The 16,688-nt window shown below is 48.0% G+C and carries 15 protein-coding genes; 14 read left to right on the forward strand and 1 reads right to left on the reverse strand.

Going from position 1 to position 16,688, the window contains the following annotated elements; translation table 11 throughout:
* The first annotated feature begins 64 nt into the window (after positions 1–64).
* The 9 genes from folD (at position 65) to spo0A (ending at position 9,151) form a co-directional block, all read left to right on the forward strand.
* Positions 65–898, forward strand: coding sequence for a bifunctional methylenetetrahydrofolate dehydrogenase/methenyltetrahydrofolate cyclohydrolase FolD (gene folD, locus KNP96_RS08215; RefSeq protein WP_088836611.1), 834 nt, complete (start codon positions 65–67; stop codon positions 896–898).
* Positions 895–2,214 carry an exodeoxyribonuclease VII large subunit gene (gene xseA, locus KNP96_RS08220; RefSeq protein WP_214769948.1) on the forward strand — a complete coding sequence of 440 codons (1,320 nt, stop codon included), beginning with the start codon at positions 895–897 and terminating at the stop codon, positions 2,212–2,214. Before folD ends, xseA begins: the two co-directional genes overlap by 4 nt.
* A 1-nt stretch (position 2,215) precedes the next feature.
* Positions 2,216–2,437, forward strand: coding sequence for an exodeoxyribonuclease VII small subunit (locus KNP96_RS08225; protein WP_029333071.1), 222 nt, complete (start codon positions 2,216–2,218; stop codon positions 2,435–2,437).
* Positions 2,434–3,303 (forward strand): polyprenyl synthetase family protein, encoded by an 870-nt coding sequence (locus KNP96_RS08230; RefSeq protein WP_214769950.1) that lies wholly within the window; start codon positions 2,434–2,436, stop codon positions 3,301–3,303. Before KNP96_RS08225 ends, KNP96_RS08230 begins: the two co-directional genes overlap by 4 nt.
* A gap of 119 nt (positions 3,304–3,422) precedes the next feature.
* A complete protein-coding gene (dxs, locus tag KNP96_RS08235) occupies positions 3,423–5,309 on the forward strand; it encodes a 1-deoxy-D-xylulose-5-phosphate synthase (protein ID WP_029333073.1) in 1,887 nt (628 codons plus the stop codon).
* Positions 5,310–5,315: 6 nt separating this feature from the next.
* On the forward strand, positions 5,316–6,122 hold the full coding sequence (locus KNP96_RS08240; RefSeq protein ID WP_088836614.1) for a TlyA family RNA methyltransferase: 807 nt from the start codon (positions 5,316–5,318) through the stop codon (positions 6,120–6,122).
* Between the two features lie 143 nt (positions 6,123–6,265).
* The gene (gene ahrC, locus KNP96_RS08245; RefSeq protein WP_088836615.1) at positions 6,266–6,715 is read left to right on the forward strand and encodes a transcriptional regulator AhrC/ArgR; all 450 of its coding nucleotides are present in this window, start codon (positions 6,266–6,268) and stop codon (positions 6,713–6,715) included.
* 12 nt (positions 6,716–6,727) lie between these two features.
* Complete coding sequence (gene recN, locus KNP96_RS08250) at positions 6,728–8,434, forward strand: DNA repair protein RecN (RefSeq protein WP_088836616.1); 1,707 nt, start codon at positions 6,728–6,730, stop codon at positions 8,432–8,434.
* Positions 8,435–8,437: 3 nt separating this feature from the next.
* Positions 8,438–9,151: a sporulation transcription factor Spo0A gene (gene spo0A, locus KNP96_RS08255; RefSeq protein WP_029333077.1), complete on the forward strand. Its 714-nt coding sequence runs from the start codon at positions 8,438–8,440 to the stop codon at positions 9,149–9,151.
* Positions 9,152–9,933: 782 nt separating this feature from the next.
* On the opposite strand, the gene KNP96_RS08260 is transcribed toward spo0A, so the two are convergent.
* Positions 9,934–10,188, reverse strand: a complete 255-nt coding sequence (locus KNP96_RS08260) for a DUF2627 family protein (protein WP_088836617.1) — start codon at positions 10,186–10,188, stop codon at positions 9,934–9,936.
* Between the two features lie 121 nt (positions 10,189–10,309).
* Between KNP96_RS08260 and KNP96_RS08265 the strand changes: the two genes are divergently transcribed.
* The 5 genes from KNP96_RS08265 to lpdA all read left to right on the forward strand — a co-directional run bounded on the left by KNP96_RS08265 (position 10,310) and on the right by lpdA (position 16,676).
* Positions 10,310–11,965 (forward strand): sigma-54 interaction domain-containing protein, encoded by a 1,656-nt coding sequence (locus tag KNP96_RS08265; RefSeq protein WP_088836618.1) that lies wholly within the window; start codon positions 10,310–10,312, stop codon positions 11,963–11,965.
* A 144-nt stretch (positions 11,966–12,109) separates the two neighbouring features.
* On the forward strand, positions 12,110–13,030 hold the full coding sequence (yqiS, locus tag KNP96_RS08270; protein WP_088836619.1) for a phosphate butyryltransferase: 921 nt from the start codon (positions 12,110–12,112) through the stop codon (positions 13,028–13,030).
* 13 nt (positions 13,031–13,043) lie between these two features.
* A complete protein-coding gene (locus KNP96_RS08275) occupies positions 13,044–14,168 on the forward strand; it encodes a Leu/Phe/Val dehydrogenase (protein WP_088836620.1) in 1,125 nt (374 codons plus the stop codon).
* 13 nt (positions 14,169–14,181) lie between these two features.
* Entirely contained in the window at positions 14,182–15,285 is a 1,104-nt protein-coding gene (gene buk, locus KNP96_RS08280) for a butyrate kinase (RefSeq protein WP_088836621.1), read from the forward strand.
* Positions 15,255–16,676 (forward strand): dihydrolipoyl dehydrogenase, encoded by a 1,422-nt coding sequence (gene lpdA, locus KNP96_RS08285; RefSeq protein WP_088836622.1) that lies wholly within the window; start codon positions 15,255–15,257, stop codon positions 16,674–16,676. Before buk ends, lpdA begins: the two co-directional genes overlap by 31 nt.
* Positions 16,677–16,688: the final 12 nt, after the last annotated feature.

A 16,688-nucleotide genomic window follows, 5' to 3' on the forward strand; every position in this document is an offset into this window, starting at 1 on the left:
TAGATAAAGATAACCTTTTTCAAGGTGCAGAGTGAAACGAATTTTTTGGAGGAGTGGACAAATCATGGCAGTAGTAATCGATGGGAAAGAAATCGCAAAATCGTATCGTTTGAAGCTGAAAGAAGAAGTCGCACGTCTGAAAGAACAACGTATTCAACCGAAATTGACCGTTGTATTAATCGGTGAAGACCCAGCAAGCCAATCGTATGTCCGCGGGAAAGAAAAAGCGGCACAAGAAATTGGCATGGAGTCGGATTTGATTCGTTTACCGGCAGAGACATCAGAATCGGAGTTACTCCAGTTGATTGAACGACTAAACGCAGACGCGAGTGTCCACGGAATTCTCGTTCAACTGCCCCTGCCGGAACAAATCGACGAGAGTAAAGTCATCTTCGCTATTTCACCGGACAAAGACGTCGATGGGTTCCATCCGGTCTCGGTCGGGAAAATGATGATTGGTGAACCAACGTTCTTACCATGTACCCCAAATGGAATTCTGCACCTCGTCAAAGAAATGAATGTTCCGATCCAAGGCAGCCACGTCGTCGTCGTCGGTCGGAGTCAAATCGTCGGCAAACCGGTCGGGATGTTATTTTTAAATGAATCCGCGACAGTCAGCTACTGCCACTCGAAGACGGCAAACCTTTCTGAGATGACGCGTCAAGCGGATATCTTGATTGTCGCTGTTGGTGTCCCAAAATTGATTACGGCAGATATGGTCAAGCCGGATGCTGTCGTCATCGATGTCGGTGTCAACCGTGTTGACGGTAAACTTGTCGGGGACGTCGAATTTGATTCGGTCAAAGAGGTCGCCTCGATGATCACACCCGTTCCTGGCGGTGTCGGTCCGATGACGATCACGATGTTGCTCCATAATACAATCGAGGCAGCACGATGAATGACCCACTTCAAGTTTCCGAGCTCGTTGGGTATGTGAAACGTGAACTTGAAAGTGATTCGCTGTTACAGCAAGTGCAGGTGGTGGGAGAAGTGTCGAACTTTAAACGACACTCTTCCGGTCACCTTTATTTTACGTTGAAGGACGACCAGTCACGGATGAAGGCGGTCATGTTCGCACGTGACGCAAGTCGCCTGAAATCACCGATCAAAGACGGGATGCGTGTCGTCATGACGGCGCGGTTATCCGTGTATCTCGCTTCCGGCGAGATGCAACTCTACGTCGAGCGGATGACGGAAGATGGCGTCGGCGCCCTGTATGAAGCTTTCGTCCGTTTGAAAGAACAACTCGAAGAACGTGGGTGGTTCGATCCAGCGTTAAAAAAAGTGCTCCCGGCGTTTCCGCAACGTGTCGGAATCATCACATCACCAAAAGGTGCGGCACTTCACGATATCGCGACGACACTACGGAGACGCTATCCGCAAGCGGCAATCGTCTTCGCGCCAGTGCTCGTTCAAGGGAAAGAGGCGGCACCGCAAATTACTCGTGCCATCGAACAGATGAATGCGCGTCAGGCGTGTGACGTGTTAATCATTGGTCGCGGTGGCGGCTCGATCGAAGAACTTTGGGCGTTCAATGAAATGAACGTCGTTACGGCGATTTATGAGTCGCAGATCCCGATTGTTTCTGCAGTCGGTCATGAAACGGACTTTACCATCAGTGATTTCGTCGCGGATGTCCGGGCAGCGACACCGACTGCTGCAGCCGAACTCGTAACACCAGAGGCGGCCGAACTGGAAAAACGAGTCGGTGAACTGAGTCGACGTTTGACACGAAACTATGACTATTTCGTCAAGAGCCGACGGGAACAAGTAACCCGGCTTGCGATGAGTTATGGATTAAAGTCTCCCCGCGTTTTGCTTGGATTAAAACAGGAGCGCCTTGACCGGGCCGATATGAACTTGAATCGGATCGGAAAACAACTCATTTTAACGAAACAGCAAGGCGTGTTAAACCTATCGAACCGTTTAGCACGGATTCCGGTTCGGGAGCGTCTTGAAGAGCAGTCGCGTGAAGTTGAGCGGATGCGTAAACAGTTGGAACGGATTCGCCCGTACATGAAGATGAAGCATGAGCGATTGCACCAAATGGTGGCACGCCTTGACTCGGTTAGTCCGACCCGTGTCTTATTACGTGGTTATACGTATGTCGAACAAAACGGAGAGTTCGTTCGATCGGTAAAACAAGTGACGGATGACGCCTTCCGGATTCAGTTTCATGACGGAAGTATTCTAGCGAAACGAGAGGATGAGTGAGATGGACACGGAACAATCATTTGAAGCGGCGTTAGAACGCTTAGAAGAAATCGTCGAATTGCTTGAAGAAGGGGAAGCCCCACTTGAGCAAGCGATGACGTTGTATGAGGAAGGTGTAAAACTGACTGCTCTTTGCCAGGGGAAACTATCGACAGCTGAAAAGAAACTCGATTTAATCTTGGAACAAGATGGAACGTTACGTGAAAAAGGGGGAGCACAATGATTGCCTTGATGGAATGGAAAGCTCAAGTCGAGCGTGCGCTCGAATCATTTATGACCCGACTCGATGCACCAGAACAATTACGTGCTTCGATGCGCTATTCACTCGATGCTGGAGGGAAGCGTGTCCGCCCGGCGTTGATTTATGCTGTCCTTGATGCATACGGTGTCTCGCGGACAACAGGGGACGCGACGGCAGCAGCGCTTGAGATGATTCATACATATTCTTTAATCCATGACGATTTACCAGCAATGGACGATGATGACATGCGTCGTGGGCGTAAGACGAACCATATCGAGTTTGACGAAGCAACAGCGATTTTAGCAGGCGATGCGTTGTTGACGAATGCCTTTACCTGTTTACTCGAGACGGACGCGTCGGCAGACATCAAGATTCAGTTGCTCGAGCGTCTCGCCATGGCAGCTGGAGCGGCCGGGATGGTCGGTGGACAGCTTGACGATATGCTCGGTGAACGTGGTGGCATTGATGATGTCGAGGCTCTTGAATCGATTCATCGGCGCAAGACGGGGGCATTACTCGTGTTTGCTGTTGAGGCAGGAGGAATTCTTGCTGGAGCAAACGAAGATGATGTAGTCCACTTACAACGTTACGGACGTCATCTTGGAATCGCCTTCCAAATTCAAGATGATATTTTAGATGTAACGGGAGATGCTGAAAAGATTGGTAAGCCGGTCGGGAGTGACGAAGGAAACGACAAAGCGACCTATCCGAAACTACTTGGTCTAGAGGGTGCGAAGACGGCTCTTGCGGCACAAGTACAAGCTGCTGAGGAAGCGATTGATGCGTTATCGGTCGAAGCGACGACACTTAAGGACTTGCTCGACTTCGTCGTCAAGCGTGACCATTGAGATCGACGACGCCTGGCGTCGTCTTTTTTATGTGCCAGTTATGTGGCGTTCGTTAGATTGTTCTAGTACAATGTAGGGTACAAACGATATAAGAATGTAAGGAAAAGAGGCGGTAAGGTATGAAGTTGACAGAAATACAGGATCCGTCATTTTTAAAGCGTATGTCAGTCTCAGAACTCGATGTGTTCGCAGGCGACATCCGACGCTTTTTGATTGAAGAATTGGCTACGACGGGTGGTCACTTAGCACCGAATCTCGGTGTCGTCGAATTGACATTAGCACTTCACCGAGAATTTGATAGTCCGAACGATAAATTTGTTTGGGATGTCGGTCACCAGGCATACGTGCATAAAATCTTGACGGGACGTGCGGGACAGTTTGATACGTTACGCAAACACAAAGGATTATGCGGATTCCCGAAACGAAATGAAAGCATTCATGACGTCTGGGAAACTGGGCATAGTTCGACCTCGTTGTCGGCAGCGATGGGTATTGCCGTCTCAAACGAGTTAAAAGGAAATGACGACCGCGCGATTGCGATCATCGGAGATGGTGCATTGACTGGTGGAATGGCACTTGAAGCTTTAAACCACATCGGTGCGGAACAACAAAATGTCATCGTCATCCTTAATGATAACGAGATGTCGATTGCACCGAACGTCGGTGCGATGCATCAGATGTTAGGTCGTATTCGTTCTTCACGTAAAGTCCGTTATGCGCAAGATGAACTTGAGACATTAATCAAGAAAATCCCGCTGATCGGTGGAAGTCTTGAAAAAGGTAGTGAAAAACTAAAAGAAGCCGTCAAAGGCGCACTTGTTCCAGGAATGTTCTTTGAAGAACTCGGTTTTAACTACTACGGTCCAGTCGATGGACATGACTTGACGGATTTGATTGAACAGTTGAATTACGTCAAAAAAGAGCAAGGTCCGGTCCTGCTTCATGTCATCACGAAAAAAGGAAAAGGGTATCGCCCAGCTGAATATGATGGAGTTGGAACCTGGCACGGTCTCGGACCATACAAGATGGAGTCTGGTGAAGTCATCAAAGGTAAATCGAAAGCGCCGAGTTATTCATTCACGGTCGCGAATACGTTGACGAAGATGGCACGAGATGATGAAAAATTAACATTGATTACACCGGCAATGAGCGTCGGTTCAAAACTCGATTGCTTTGAGAAGGAGTTCCCAAACCGAATGTTTGATGTCGGGATTGCGGAACAACATGCCGTCACGTTCGCGGCGGGTCAAGCGACGCAAGGGATGAAACCCGTCGTTTCCATTTATTCGACCTTCTTCCAGCGAGCTTACGATCAACTCGTCCACGATGTCGCGCGTCAAAATCTTGACGTGACGTTTACGATTGACCGGTCAGGTCTTGTCGGAGCAGACGGAGAAACACACCAAGGCGTCTTCGATATCGCGTTCATGCGCCACGTTCCGAATATCCGGATCGTCATGGCGAAAGACGAGAACGAACTGCAACATTTACTTTATTCGGCTGTGAAGTATGAAGGACCAATTGCTGTCCGTTTCCCAAGAGGGGAAGGAATCGGTGTAACGATGGATGAGACGTTACACGAAATTTCGCTCGATACATGGGAAGTCGAACGTGAAGGAACGGATGTTGCAATCATGGCATTCGGACCACAAGTCCAAGATGCGTTGAAAATCGCAGATCTGCTCGAGGGAGAACTGTCTGTTCGTGTCATCAATGCGCGGACAATCAAGCCACTCGACGGGAAGATGTTGGATGCACTGTATGCGGAAGGTATTCCACTCGTCACGCTGGAGGAAGCAGTCTTAAAAGGCGGCTTCGGTTCTGCAGTTCTTGAACATGCGAATGAGCAGGAAGCGTTCCCGCGCGTCAAACGATTCGGTATTCCAGATTGGTATATCGAGCACGGTGGCGTCAACGAGCTACTTGAAGAAATCGGATTATTGCCTGGACAAATCGCGGAAGAAGTACGTGCTTTTGTCAATCAAGGAAAGAAACAGAGTGTGTAACGATTAATGGAAAATGTTAAAAAAATCCGCCTCGACGTGTTACTCGTCGAGCGCGGTTTATGCGAAACACGTGAAAAAGCGAAGCGGACGATCATGGCCGGGCTCGTCTTCAGTGGAACGGAACGATTAGAGAAGGCAGGAGAAAAAGTGAAGTCCGACATCGACTTGGCCGTTAAAGGACAAGTGATGCCATACGTCGGGCGCGGTGGTTTTAAGATGGAGAAGGCACTTGAGGTCTTTGACATCGACGTGACGGACCGGACAGGGCTCGATATCGGTTCATCAACAGGTGGTTTTACGGACTGTGCCCTTCAAAATGGTGCGGCACATATGTACGCCCTCGATGTTGGATCAAATCAACTCGATTGGAAACTTCGGTCAGATCCTCGTGTGACGGCGATGGAGAAAACGAATTTCCGTCATGCGACACGAGACATGTTTCCCGTTCAGCCAAGTTTCGCGACAATCGATGTCTCCTTTATTTCACTTCGTCTCATCATTCCACCACTGAAAACGATTTTAGCTGAGGAGGGCGACGTCATTGCCCTCGTCAAACCACAGTTTGAAGCGGGACGGGACGATGTCGGGAAAAAAGGAATCGTTCGGGATGAACGTGTTCACGGACGAGTTCTTGAGGAGATGGTCGAATTCTTCATTCGTGAAGGGTTCCATGTGAAGCAACTTGATTTTTCACCGATTACAGGTGGTGAAGGAAATATCGAGTTTCTCTTACATGCGCAGCTGACAACACCCGGCATGGAAACAATCGTTGACCCAGCGGATACGGTTCGTCTGGCACATCAAGCGTTGTAAAAAAAGAAAACTATCATGGAAGCAGACTTCGTCATGTTGGAGTCTGCTTCTTTTTTCGACCCGTACGAAAAATGGCAAACGTGGACTTTTCATGATTTATTGGATTACAATAGTAACAGCGAAGAATATAGCGAGGTGCAAGGATGACAAAGGGGCAACGGTTGATTAAGATTCGGGAAATCATTACGCAATCTGAAATCGAGACTCAAGATGAATTGGTCGAAGAACTTCGGAATGCTGGATACAAAGTGACGCAAGCGACTGTATCGCGAGACATTAAGGAGCTACATCTTGTAAAGGTGCCGTTAAACGATGGCCGTTATAAGTATAGTTTGCCTGCCGATCAGCGTTTTAATCCATTAGGGAAATTACGCCGTTTACTAGGTGATAGCTTTATTTCGATTGATTTTGCTCAAAATTTGATTGTCATGCATGTCTTACCGGGTAACGCCAATGCAATCGGTGTCCTACTCGATCACTTAGGCTGGTCGGAACTGCTCGGGACGGTTTGTGGCGATGATACGATTTTAATGATTGCTCGAAGTGAAGATACAGCAAAAGAAGTGACGGAACGAATTTTAGGGATGCTTTAAGGAGTTGACAAGATGTTAGCTGAATTATCGATCAAACAATTCGCGATCATTGACCAGCTGCAGATTCATTTCAAAAAAGGAATGACTGTCTTGACTGGAGAAACGGGTGCTGGTAAATCCATCGTCCTCGATGCAATCGGTTTATTGATTGGCGGACGGGGTTCTGCTGAATTTGTTCGTTACGGCGAAGATAAGGCGGAACTCGAAGGACTGTTCATGATTGAGGACGGGCATATGGTCTACACATTAGCTGAGGAATATGGCATCGACGTCGAAGATGGATCCATCATTTTACGCCGAGACTTATTTGCTTCTGGTAAAAGTGTTTGTCGTGTCAATAATAAGCTCGTCACGCTGACGATTTTACGTGAGTTCGGTCGTGTGCTCGTGGACCTCCATGGTCAACATGAACACCAACACTTGATGGAAAATATGTACCACCAATCGATTCTTGATGATTTTGGTCATGAGACGATTTCCCCGCGTCTGCACGAGTATCAAAAAAAGTTCGGGCTGTACGAGGAAAAACGGATAGCATTACAATCACTGGCACAGAGTGAGCAGGAACTTGCACAACGGATTGATTTATTATCATTTCAGACAGAAGAAATCACGAGTGCGAACCTTCGTCAAGGAGAAGAAGATGAACTGTTGGGTGAACGGAACCGACTCGCGAACTTCGAAAAGCTGCACGATTCGTTAAAAGCCGCCTACGATGCACTTCATGATGAAATGCGCGGGATTGATTCAGTTGGGGATGCGATGCGGGAGCTTCAACAAGCATCGAGCATCGATGATCAGTTCGCGAATCAAAGTGATGCCATCGCGAGCGCTTTTTACGGTCTTGAAGAAGTCGGGTACGCGATTCGTGATCAACTTGAGACATTAGAGTTTGATTCGAACCGGTTAGACGAAATTGAACAGCGTTTATCTGTTTTCCAACAGCTGAAGCGGAAATATGGTGCGACAATCGAGGAAGTCATCGCCTATGGTGAAAAAATTGGGATTGAGCTTGATACGATGACGAATCGTGATGAACGCATTGAAAAGCTAAAGGCAGAAGTCGAGTTGCTTGAAAGTGAGCTGTTTGAGATTGGCAATAAGCTATCGAAGGCACGCCGAAAAGCGGCACAGTTGCTTGGCGAGGCGATTCATTTAGAACTGCGTGAACTCTACATGGAAAAAGCACGGTTCGAAATTCGGTTCATGCAAGATGGAAAAACGCCGGCCTTACGAAAAAATGGAATCGATCAAATTGAATTTTATATCATGACAAATGCGGGTGAACCGTTTAAATCGCTCGGGAAAGTCGCTTCCGGAGGGGAGCTATCTCGGATCATGCTCGGACTCAAGTCAATCTTCTCGCGTTCGCTCGGCGTCGCATCAATTATTTTTGATGAAGTCGATACGGGGGTATCGGGACGGGTCGCGCAAGCAATGGCGGAGAAAATCTATCGTTTATCGATTGAAGGACAAGTGCTCTGTATTACACACTTGCCGCAAGTCGCCTCGATGGCGGATCAGCATCTCTATATTCGTAAAGTCGAAGAGACGGACCGGACGACGACACAGGTCAACGTCTTGACGGAAGCAGACCGTGGAAATGAGCTTGGACGGATGATTTCCGGAACACATATGACGGACTTGACGCTTCGTCATGCGGAAGAATTGATGGACCAAGCAATGAGTATGAAGGAATCGCTTAAAAATGGGGTGTAAGGATTGATTAGAGTCGGGATCGCAGATGACAACCGAGAGATGGTCGAATTGATTCGCCAGCATCTCGCTACTCAAGAGGATATGGAAGTCGTATGTGTCGCATATGATGGGGAGAAGTGTCTTGAGAAATTAAAAGAAGTCGAGACCGATGTGTTGTTGCTAGACATCATCATGCCGCACCTGGATGGATTAGGGGTCCTCGAAGAATTGATGAAACAAAAAAATAATCCGGCTGTCATCATGTTGAGTGCCTTCGGTAAAGATGAGGTATCACAACAGGCAGTGACGTTAGGTGCTGCTTATTTCTTGCTGAAACCGTTCAGCATGAATCAGTTAGTCAACAAAATTCGCCTTGTGACGAACAATAATCCAACGATTCAACCGGAAACGATGGATTCGAAAATAGCGACCGTTTTACGAGAAGTCGGGATTGCGCCGCATATTAAAGGATTTACTTATTTAAAAGATGCGGTTGGGCTCGTTTTAGAACGTGAAGAACTGCTCGGATTAATCACAAAAGAGTTATATCCGACGATTGCCCGCACCCATAAAACGACATCTTCCCGTGTGGAACGGGCGATGCGCCATGCCATCAAATCGGCCTGGAAAGAAGGGATGAGTGATCATACCCTGTTCACAGGACGGATTGAGCAAGAAAAGAGTCCGAAAAACTCGGAGTTCATCTCGTACGTCTCAAATTATATGAAACCGTCTTGAAATTAACCACTCGATCCATGAGATCGAGTGGTTTTTACTGTGAATCAAAATGATTTTTGCTAGAAAGAGTACCTTGTAAAGCTGATAGCTCGTCCGTGAGAACGAAGAGGGGGAGATGTGAGAGGCGCAAGTGACGAAGTAATAAAAGAAATTATTTATATTTGTTAGAATATTCAATAAAAAACATTGCATAAACTGAAATGTTTGTTATAATAAAGGTACCAAATCATTTGGAAAGACGTCAGATGAACGTCGAGTCGAATCGGTTTCCGGAGAACCCATTCTACAAGCCTCATCTCAGGACGCTACCTGTAAATAGCTCAAGAATGATGGACAACATTCTCTTGATAGATGTTTTATCAAGACCTTTCGTATCATTTCTAGATGAGAATCTCGAAGTGATAGGGACTTCCATGATTTCAAAGCAAGGGGAAAGTGGAAGGTAACGTAAATGTCCGAGATACAAGTACAGTTCGTGAAAAGGAGTGTTGTCTAGCAGTGATTGTTAGCAACCGAAAGTGTTACTGCTCGAAGCGGATGACATTAAGCTTCACCTAGGTCCAAGTACAGTCAGATAATGGAGTAGTATCACCATTCTATCGATCGCTCGATAGCCAGATCTGATTTCTTTCAACCTCTTCATTAAGAGGACAACCTATGGTATTGAAGTACACGAATAGTTCTACTATGAGAGGAGTTCATCCGTACGTGAATCCAACTTTATATGAGTAAAAGGTCCCGCGCTTGAAATGAGTTCAAGAGATGGGGACCTTTTTCTGTGTTCACTTTTTTTGATACCGTTCGGAGACTTTTCCACGTTTCTTATCACGATAAAAAACATACCCTGCGACAAAACCAATCCCACCCATCGCTAAGGCGAGTCCGACAAACCCCTGTAAAACATATACATAGGCCGAGTCCCCAAGGTATGCAAATGGGAACTGGGCAATTAAAAAGACACTGTCACGCATAAGTTTGATTCCGATGGCTCCAATGATGCCAGGAATTAATAAAGTTAGTAGTCCGATGATTCGCATAGAAGTGACCCCTTTCCAAGCGTATTGTATCAAAAATCAGGTAAGACTGCGAATCGGGTTTGCCCTCTTGTTTTATTATAGGTAGGATAAAGATGTAAGCAGTTTCAAAGGGGGAATAACGATGCATCATCTTCTGATTGTCGGTGCCGGTCAAGGCGGGACGGAAGTGCTACATGCCTTCCAACGTTCACCGCTCTTGACGGTCATCGGAGTCGTTGATTCAAATGAACAAGCACCAGGTCTTCAGCTGGCAAGACGCGGAGAAATTCGTGTCGAGACATCTTGGACTGCTTTTGAAGGAACGACGGTCGACTTCATCATCGATGCGACGGGAAAACGTGGCGTATTCGAACAGTTGATTCAATTCTTTCCCGAAGCAGCCGTTCTGCCGGGGGAATTCGTACGCGTTCTGATTGAACGGCTGACGGAAAAAGAACGAATGCTTGAAGCCATCATCCATTGTACAAGTGAGGCAATTTCGGTTGCCGATCAAGACGGTCAAACGATGTTAATCAACCCGGCCTATACACGAATGACGGGGTATAGTGGACAGGACGTCATCGGCAAACCAGCAAGCGCTGACATCGGGATGCAGGAATCGGTTCACCTGCGTGTCCTTGAGACGGGTGAAAGTGTTCGTGATGCGCGGATGAAGATTGGCCACGATCGACGTGATATCATCGTCAATGCGGAACCGGTCGTCGTGGATGGGCAAGTTCGGGGGTCGGTTGGTGTCATTCGTGATATTTCTGAAATGAAGGCGCTCGCGAAAGAATTGAAGGCGGCGCGTCAAAAAATTCGGACACTCGAGGCGAAATATACGTTTGACGATATCATCGCTGAAAGTGAAGCGATGCGTTTCGTCGTCGATCAAGCAAAGCTTGCTGCAACGATGCCGGTTAATGTCTTGATTCGGGGAGAGTCAGGAACAGGCAAAGAATTGTTTGCGCATGCGATTCACGCTGCGAGTGAGCGGCGATACGAACAGCTTGTCCGTGTTAACTGTGCAGCAATCGCTCCAAGTCTGTTAGAGAGTGAGCTGTTTGGTTATGAAGAAGGAGCGTTCTCGGGAGCGCGCCGTGGTGGAAAGCGTGGTTATTTTGAAGAGGCGCATGGCGGATCACTTTTTCTTGATGAAATTGGAGAACTGCCGCTCGATGTACAAGTGAAGTTATTACGGGTCTTACAAGAAAATGAAGTCGTTCGCGTCGGTGGGACGAAATCGGTACCGGTCGATGTAAGAATCATTGCAGCGACAAATGCGAACCTGGAGCAAAAAATCATTACCGGTGAGTTTCGCGAAGATCTTTACTACCGGATCAATCGACTTCCGATTCACATACCAGCCTTGCGTGAACGCCCGGATGATCTTTTGCCGCTATCAACGCACTTGCTACGGAAGTTAAATCAAAGTTATGGCCGGTCCGTCGCCCGGATTTCGGAAGATGCACTGGAAGTGATTCGAAAGCAGGAGTGGAAAGGAAATGTCCGTGAGCTTGAGAATGTCATCGGTCGTGCGTTGATCTTTACGGACAAGACGGAAGATGTTTTGCGAAAAGGCCACCTTCAGCTCGATCATCCGGTCGCTAAAAAACAAGTTGAACGTCCTAAAAAAGAAATTAAGCATCTGTCTGACGAGATGTCTTATGTCGAGGAACGTTTGATTCGCGAAGCTCTCGAGGCTTTTGATGGCAATAAAACAGAAGCCGCAAAACAACTCGGCATTTCCTTGCGTGCTTTGTATTATAAAGTGGAGCGATTTAATATTTATCAATAATTTGCAGTTTTTTGCGTGCAACATATTGCATTAAATGCAATTAAATGCAAAATTAAGAAAAGGTTCATGCCGAAAAGAGAGCGTTTTCATTATGGCACGAAAATTGCTATTAAATAATTGAATGACAGGTTAGGGGGAAACAAAGTGAAGTTTGATCAAATGCTAAAACAAGCTGCTCAGCTTGAGGATTCAATCGTTGCGATTGCTTCCGCGGATGACGAAGAAGTCATGGATGCCGTCGCACTTGCGATTGAACATGATTTAGCTCGCTTTCATTTATTTGGGGATGCGACCCGGATTCAACAGATGATCCATGCGCGTGGATTGTCGGAGTCGCAATTTGTGATCACACACACTGCGACTGCTCAAGAGGCGGCAGAACGTGCAGCTTACGCTGTACGTAAAGGGGATGCGAGCGTCTTGATGAAAGGACTTGTTCCGACAGCAACGTTCATGAAAGCCGTTCTGAACAAAGAGATGGGATTACGTTCGGGGAACGTCTTATCTCATGTCGCATTGTTTGAAGTAGCAGGTCGCGAATCGGCAATCGGTTTAACGGACGCTGCAATCCATATCGCACCGACGCTTGAAGATAAGGTCCACATCATCGAAAACGGGGTATCGGCACTTCGCGCAATCGGCTATACACTTCCGAAAGTAGCCGTCCTCGCAGCAGTCGAGGTCGTTAATCCGACAATGCAGGCGACGATCGACGCCGCCTTATTGACACAGATGAACCGCCGCGGTCAAATCAAGGATTGCCTTGTCGATGGACCACTCGCGCTTGATAACGCCGTTAATCTAGACGCAGCCAAACAAAAAGGACTGACAGGTGACGTTGCGGGGGCAGCAGATCTTCTTGTCGTGCCACAAATTGAAGTCGGGAACGTCATTTATAAATCACTGATGTATTTTGCACATGCTTCAGTCGCGGCGATTTTAGTTGGAGCGAAAGCACCCGTCGTATTGACAAGTCGGGCAGATACGGCAGAAGCGAAACTCTATTCATTAGCCTTTGCTTTACTTAATGCGCAACAAACGAAAAAAATCAAACAAACAATCTGAGGAGGAACTTAAAATGGTTGAAACAAATGTAGAAACACGCTTTAGTATCTTTGAAACAATGGAAATGGAAGATTATGAACAAGTCGTGTTCTGTCATGATAAAGTTTCGGGGTTAAAAGCCATCATCGCCATCCACGATACGACGCTCGGTCCAGCGCTTGGCGGTCTTCGTATGTGGAACTATGCATCTGACGAGGAAGCATTAGTTGATGCTCTTCGTTTATCAAAAGGGATGACGTATAAAAATGCAGCAGCGGGACTAAACCTCGGTGGCGGGAAAGCCGTCATCATCGGTGATGCGAAAACACAAAAATCAGAAGCCTTGTTCCGTGCATTCGGCCGTTATGTCCAGTCATTGAACGGGCGTTACATCACAGCGGAGGATGTCAATACGACGGTCGCTGACATGGATTATATTCACATGGAAACAGATTTCGTGACAGGTGTCAGTCCAGCCTTCGGTTCAAGCGGAAACCCGTCACCGGTCACAGCGTACGGTGTTTACCGTGGGATGAAAGCAGCAGCCAAAGAAGTCTACGGAACAGATTCGCTTGGTGGAAAAACAATTGCCATCCAAGGTGTCGGGAACGTGGCATTCAATCTTTGCCGTCATCTCCATGAAGAAGGAGCAAAATTAATCGTCACGGACATCAATCAAGATGCCTTACGTCGTGCGGAAGAAGCATTCGGTGCTTTAATTGTCGGACCAGATGAAATTTACAGCGTTGACGCCGATATCTTCGCACCATGTGCGCTTGGGGCAACATTGAACGACGAAACGATTCCTCAACTGAAAGTCAAAGTCATCGCCGGTGCGGCAAACAACCAGCTGAAAGAAGATCGCCACGGTGACATGCTCGAAGAACGCGGTATTCTGTACGCGCCAGACTTCGTCATCAATGCAGGTGGTGTCATCAACGTCGCGGACGAACTGGATGGATACAACCGTGACCGGGCAATGAAAAAAGTTGAACTTGTGTATGACGCTGTCGCAAAAGTCATCGAGATTTCAAAACGTGACCACTTGCCGACGTATCGTGCAGCTGAAAAAATGGCAGAAGAGCGAATTGCGACGATGCGCAGTGCACGCAGTCAATTCTTACGTCGTGATAAAAATATCTTAGGGTCACGCGGATAAGAGGAGGATTCAGATGAGCGAACGTATTTTAACGATCAATCCAGGCTCGACTTCGACGAAGATTGGAATCTTCGAAGGAACGGAGCAGTTGTTTGCGAAGACGTTACGCCACCCAGCTGAAGCGGTCGGAGGACCGCTTCACGCTCAGCTGGAAATACGGCGTCAAGTGGTGTTGGATGTATTGGCACAAGAAAAGATTGAATTGAAAGCGCTTACTGCGGTTGTTGGACGCGGCGGCCTGCTTCGTCCGCTCGTCAGTGGGACGTATGCCGTCAACCAGGAAATGCGTGAAGATTTATTGAGTGGCATTTTTGGGGTCCATGCATCGAATCTCGGAGGTCTACTAGCAGACGAAATCGCTCGCACGTTATCGATTCCATCGTTCATCGTCGATCCGGTCGTCGTAGATGAACTTGAGCCGATTGCCCGACTTACGGGATTACCTGAACTTGAACGCAAAAGCATTTTTCATGCCTTGAATCAAAAAGCAGTCGCGAAACGATATGCGAAACAAGCGGAGATGCCGTATGAAGAAATGCGTCTGATCGTTGCACACATGGGAGGCGGGATTACCGTCGGTGCACATCTCGACGGACGGGTCATCGATGTCAATAATGGTCTTGACGGGGAAGGGTCATTTTCGCCGGAACGAAGCGGGTCCCTTCCTGTTGGTCAACTAGTAGAACTATGTTATAGTACCAAGTATAAACTCGAGGAAATGAAGCGTCTGGTCGTAGGGTCAGGCGGACTTGTCGCGCACCTAGGGACATTTGACGCAATCGAAATTGAACGTCGAATCGATGCCGGGGACGAGAAGGCTGCCTTACTGTACGACGCGATGGCTTACCGGATTGCAAAAGAAATTGCTGCCCAAAGTGCAGTCTTATATGGTCAAATCGATGCCATCATTTTAACAGGTGGCTTAGCATACAGCGACCGGTTGACGAGTGCAATCGAAGAACGCGTCGCACACCTCGGACAAGTGATCCGGATTCCGGGTGAAGATGAGTTACGTGCACTTGCGGAAGGTGTAATACGCGTGTTACGTGGAGAAGAAGAAGTTAAGGAATATGGAGGCGAACCAACATGGCTAGAGAATTCGACGTCGTTGTCTTAGGTGGCGGACCGGGCGGTTATGTCGCAGCAATTCGCGCTGCACAAGCCGGCAAGACGGTCGCGATCGTAGAACAAGGAAAACTCGGGGGAACCTGTTTACACCGTGGCTGTATCCCTTCAAAGGCACTCTTGAAATCAGCAGCGGTCTATCAGACAGTCAAACACGCCGCTACATATGGCGTCGACGTACCGGAGTCGTTTTTACGATTCGAACAGGTCAAACAACGGAAACAAGACATCATCGATGGACTGGAATCCGGGATTCAACATTTGATGAAAAAAGGCAAAATCGAAGTCTTCCATGGTCGGGGATCGATTCTTGGGCCAAGCATCTTTTCACCGATGCCGGGGACAATCAGTGTCGAACCGGAAGAAGGGGAAGGGGAATTGATTTTACCGCGTCAATTGATTGTCGCGACAGGATCACGCCCGCGTCCGCTAGCCGGTCTGTCGTTTGATTCCGAATATGTCCTCAGCTCGGATGAAGCACTCGACATGAATGCGTTACCTGCCTCGATCGTCATCATCGGCGGCGGGGTCATCGGAATCGAATGGGCATCGATGTTGACGGACTTTGATGTCAATGTCACGGTCGTCGAGTTCAGCGACCGGATTTTACCGACTGAAGATCAGGCGGTCAGTCGTGAAGTCGCTCGTCAGTTGAAAAAACGCGGAGTCAAGATTTTGACGAGCGCGGCTGCGCAAAGTGACAGCTTCAAGATGACGGAGTCCGGTGTGACGATCGACGTCGATCGAAATGGTGACATCACGACGCTTGCGGCGGACAAGTTGCTTGTCGCGATCGGACGGATGGCGAACGTCGAAGGGATTGGGCTTGAGAATACGAACATCGTCGTCGAAAACGGGTTTATTCAAGTCGATGATGATTTCCGGACAAAAGACAATCATATCTATGCGATTGGCGATGTCATCGGACGTCTGCAACTGGCACACGTTGCATCTGCTGAAGGCGCAAAAGCGGTCGAAGCAATCGTCAATGGATCGACGACGCCACTCAATTACGCGTTTGTCCCACGCTGTATCTACAGTGTACCGGAAGCTGCTTCGGTCGGTCTGACGGAAGCAGAAGCAAAAAATGCCGGCATGGACGTCAAAACGGGGATGTTTTCGTTTAACGGACTCGGTAAGGCACGCATCGAAGGTGAAGCCGCCGGGTTCATCAAGCTGGTCTCTGATGCCAAAACGGACGATTTAGTCGGTGTCCATATCGTCGGACCAAAAGCAACGGAACTGATTAGCGAAGGCGGGCTGGCGCTTGTCTTGAATGCGACGGCATGGGAAGTCGGGCAGCTCGTTCACCCGCACCCGGCCCTGTCAGAAGCATTCGGTGAAGCAGCATTAGCAGTTGACGGATTAGCGGTTCACGCATAAGGAGGAATAACA

Source organism: Exiguobacterium sp. s133, from assembly GCF_018618595.1.
GTDB lineage: Bacteria > Bacillota > Bacilli > Exiguobacteriales > Exiguobacteriaceae > Exiguobacterium_A > Exiguobacterium_A oxidotolerans.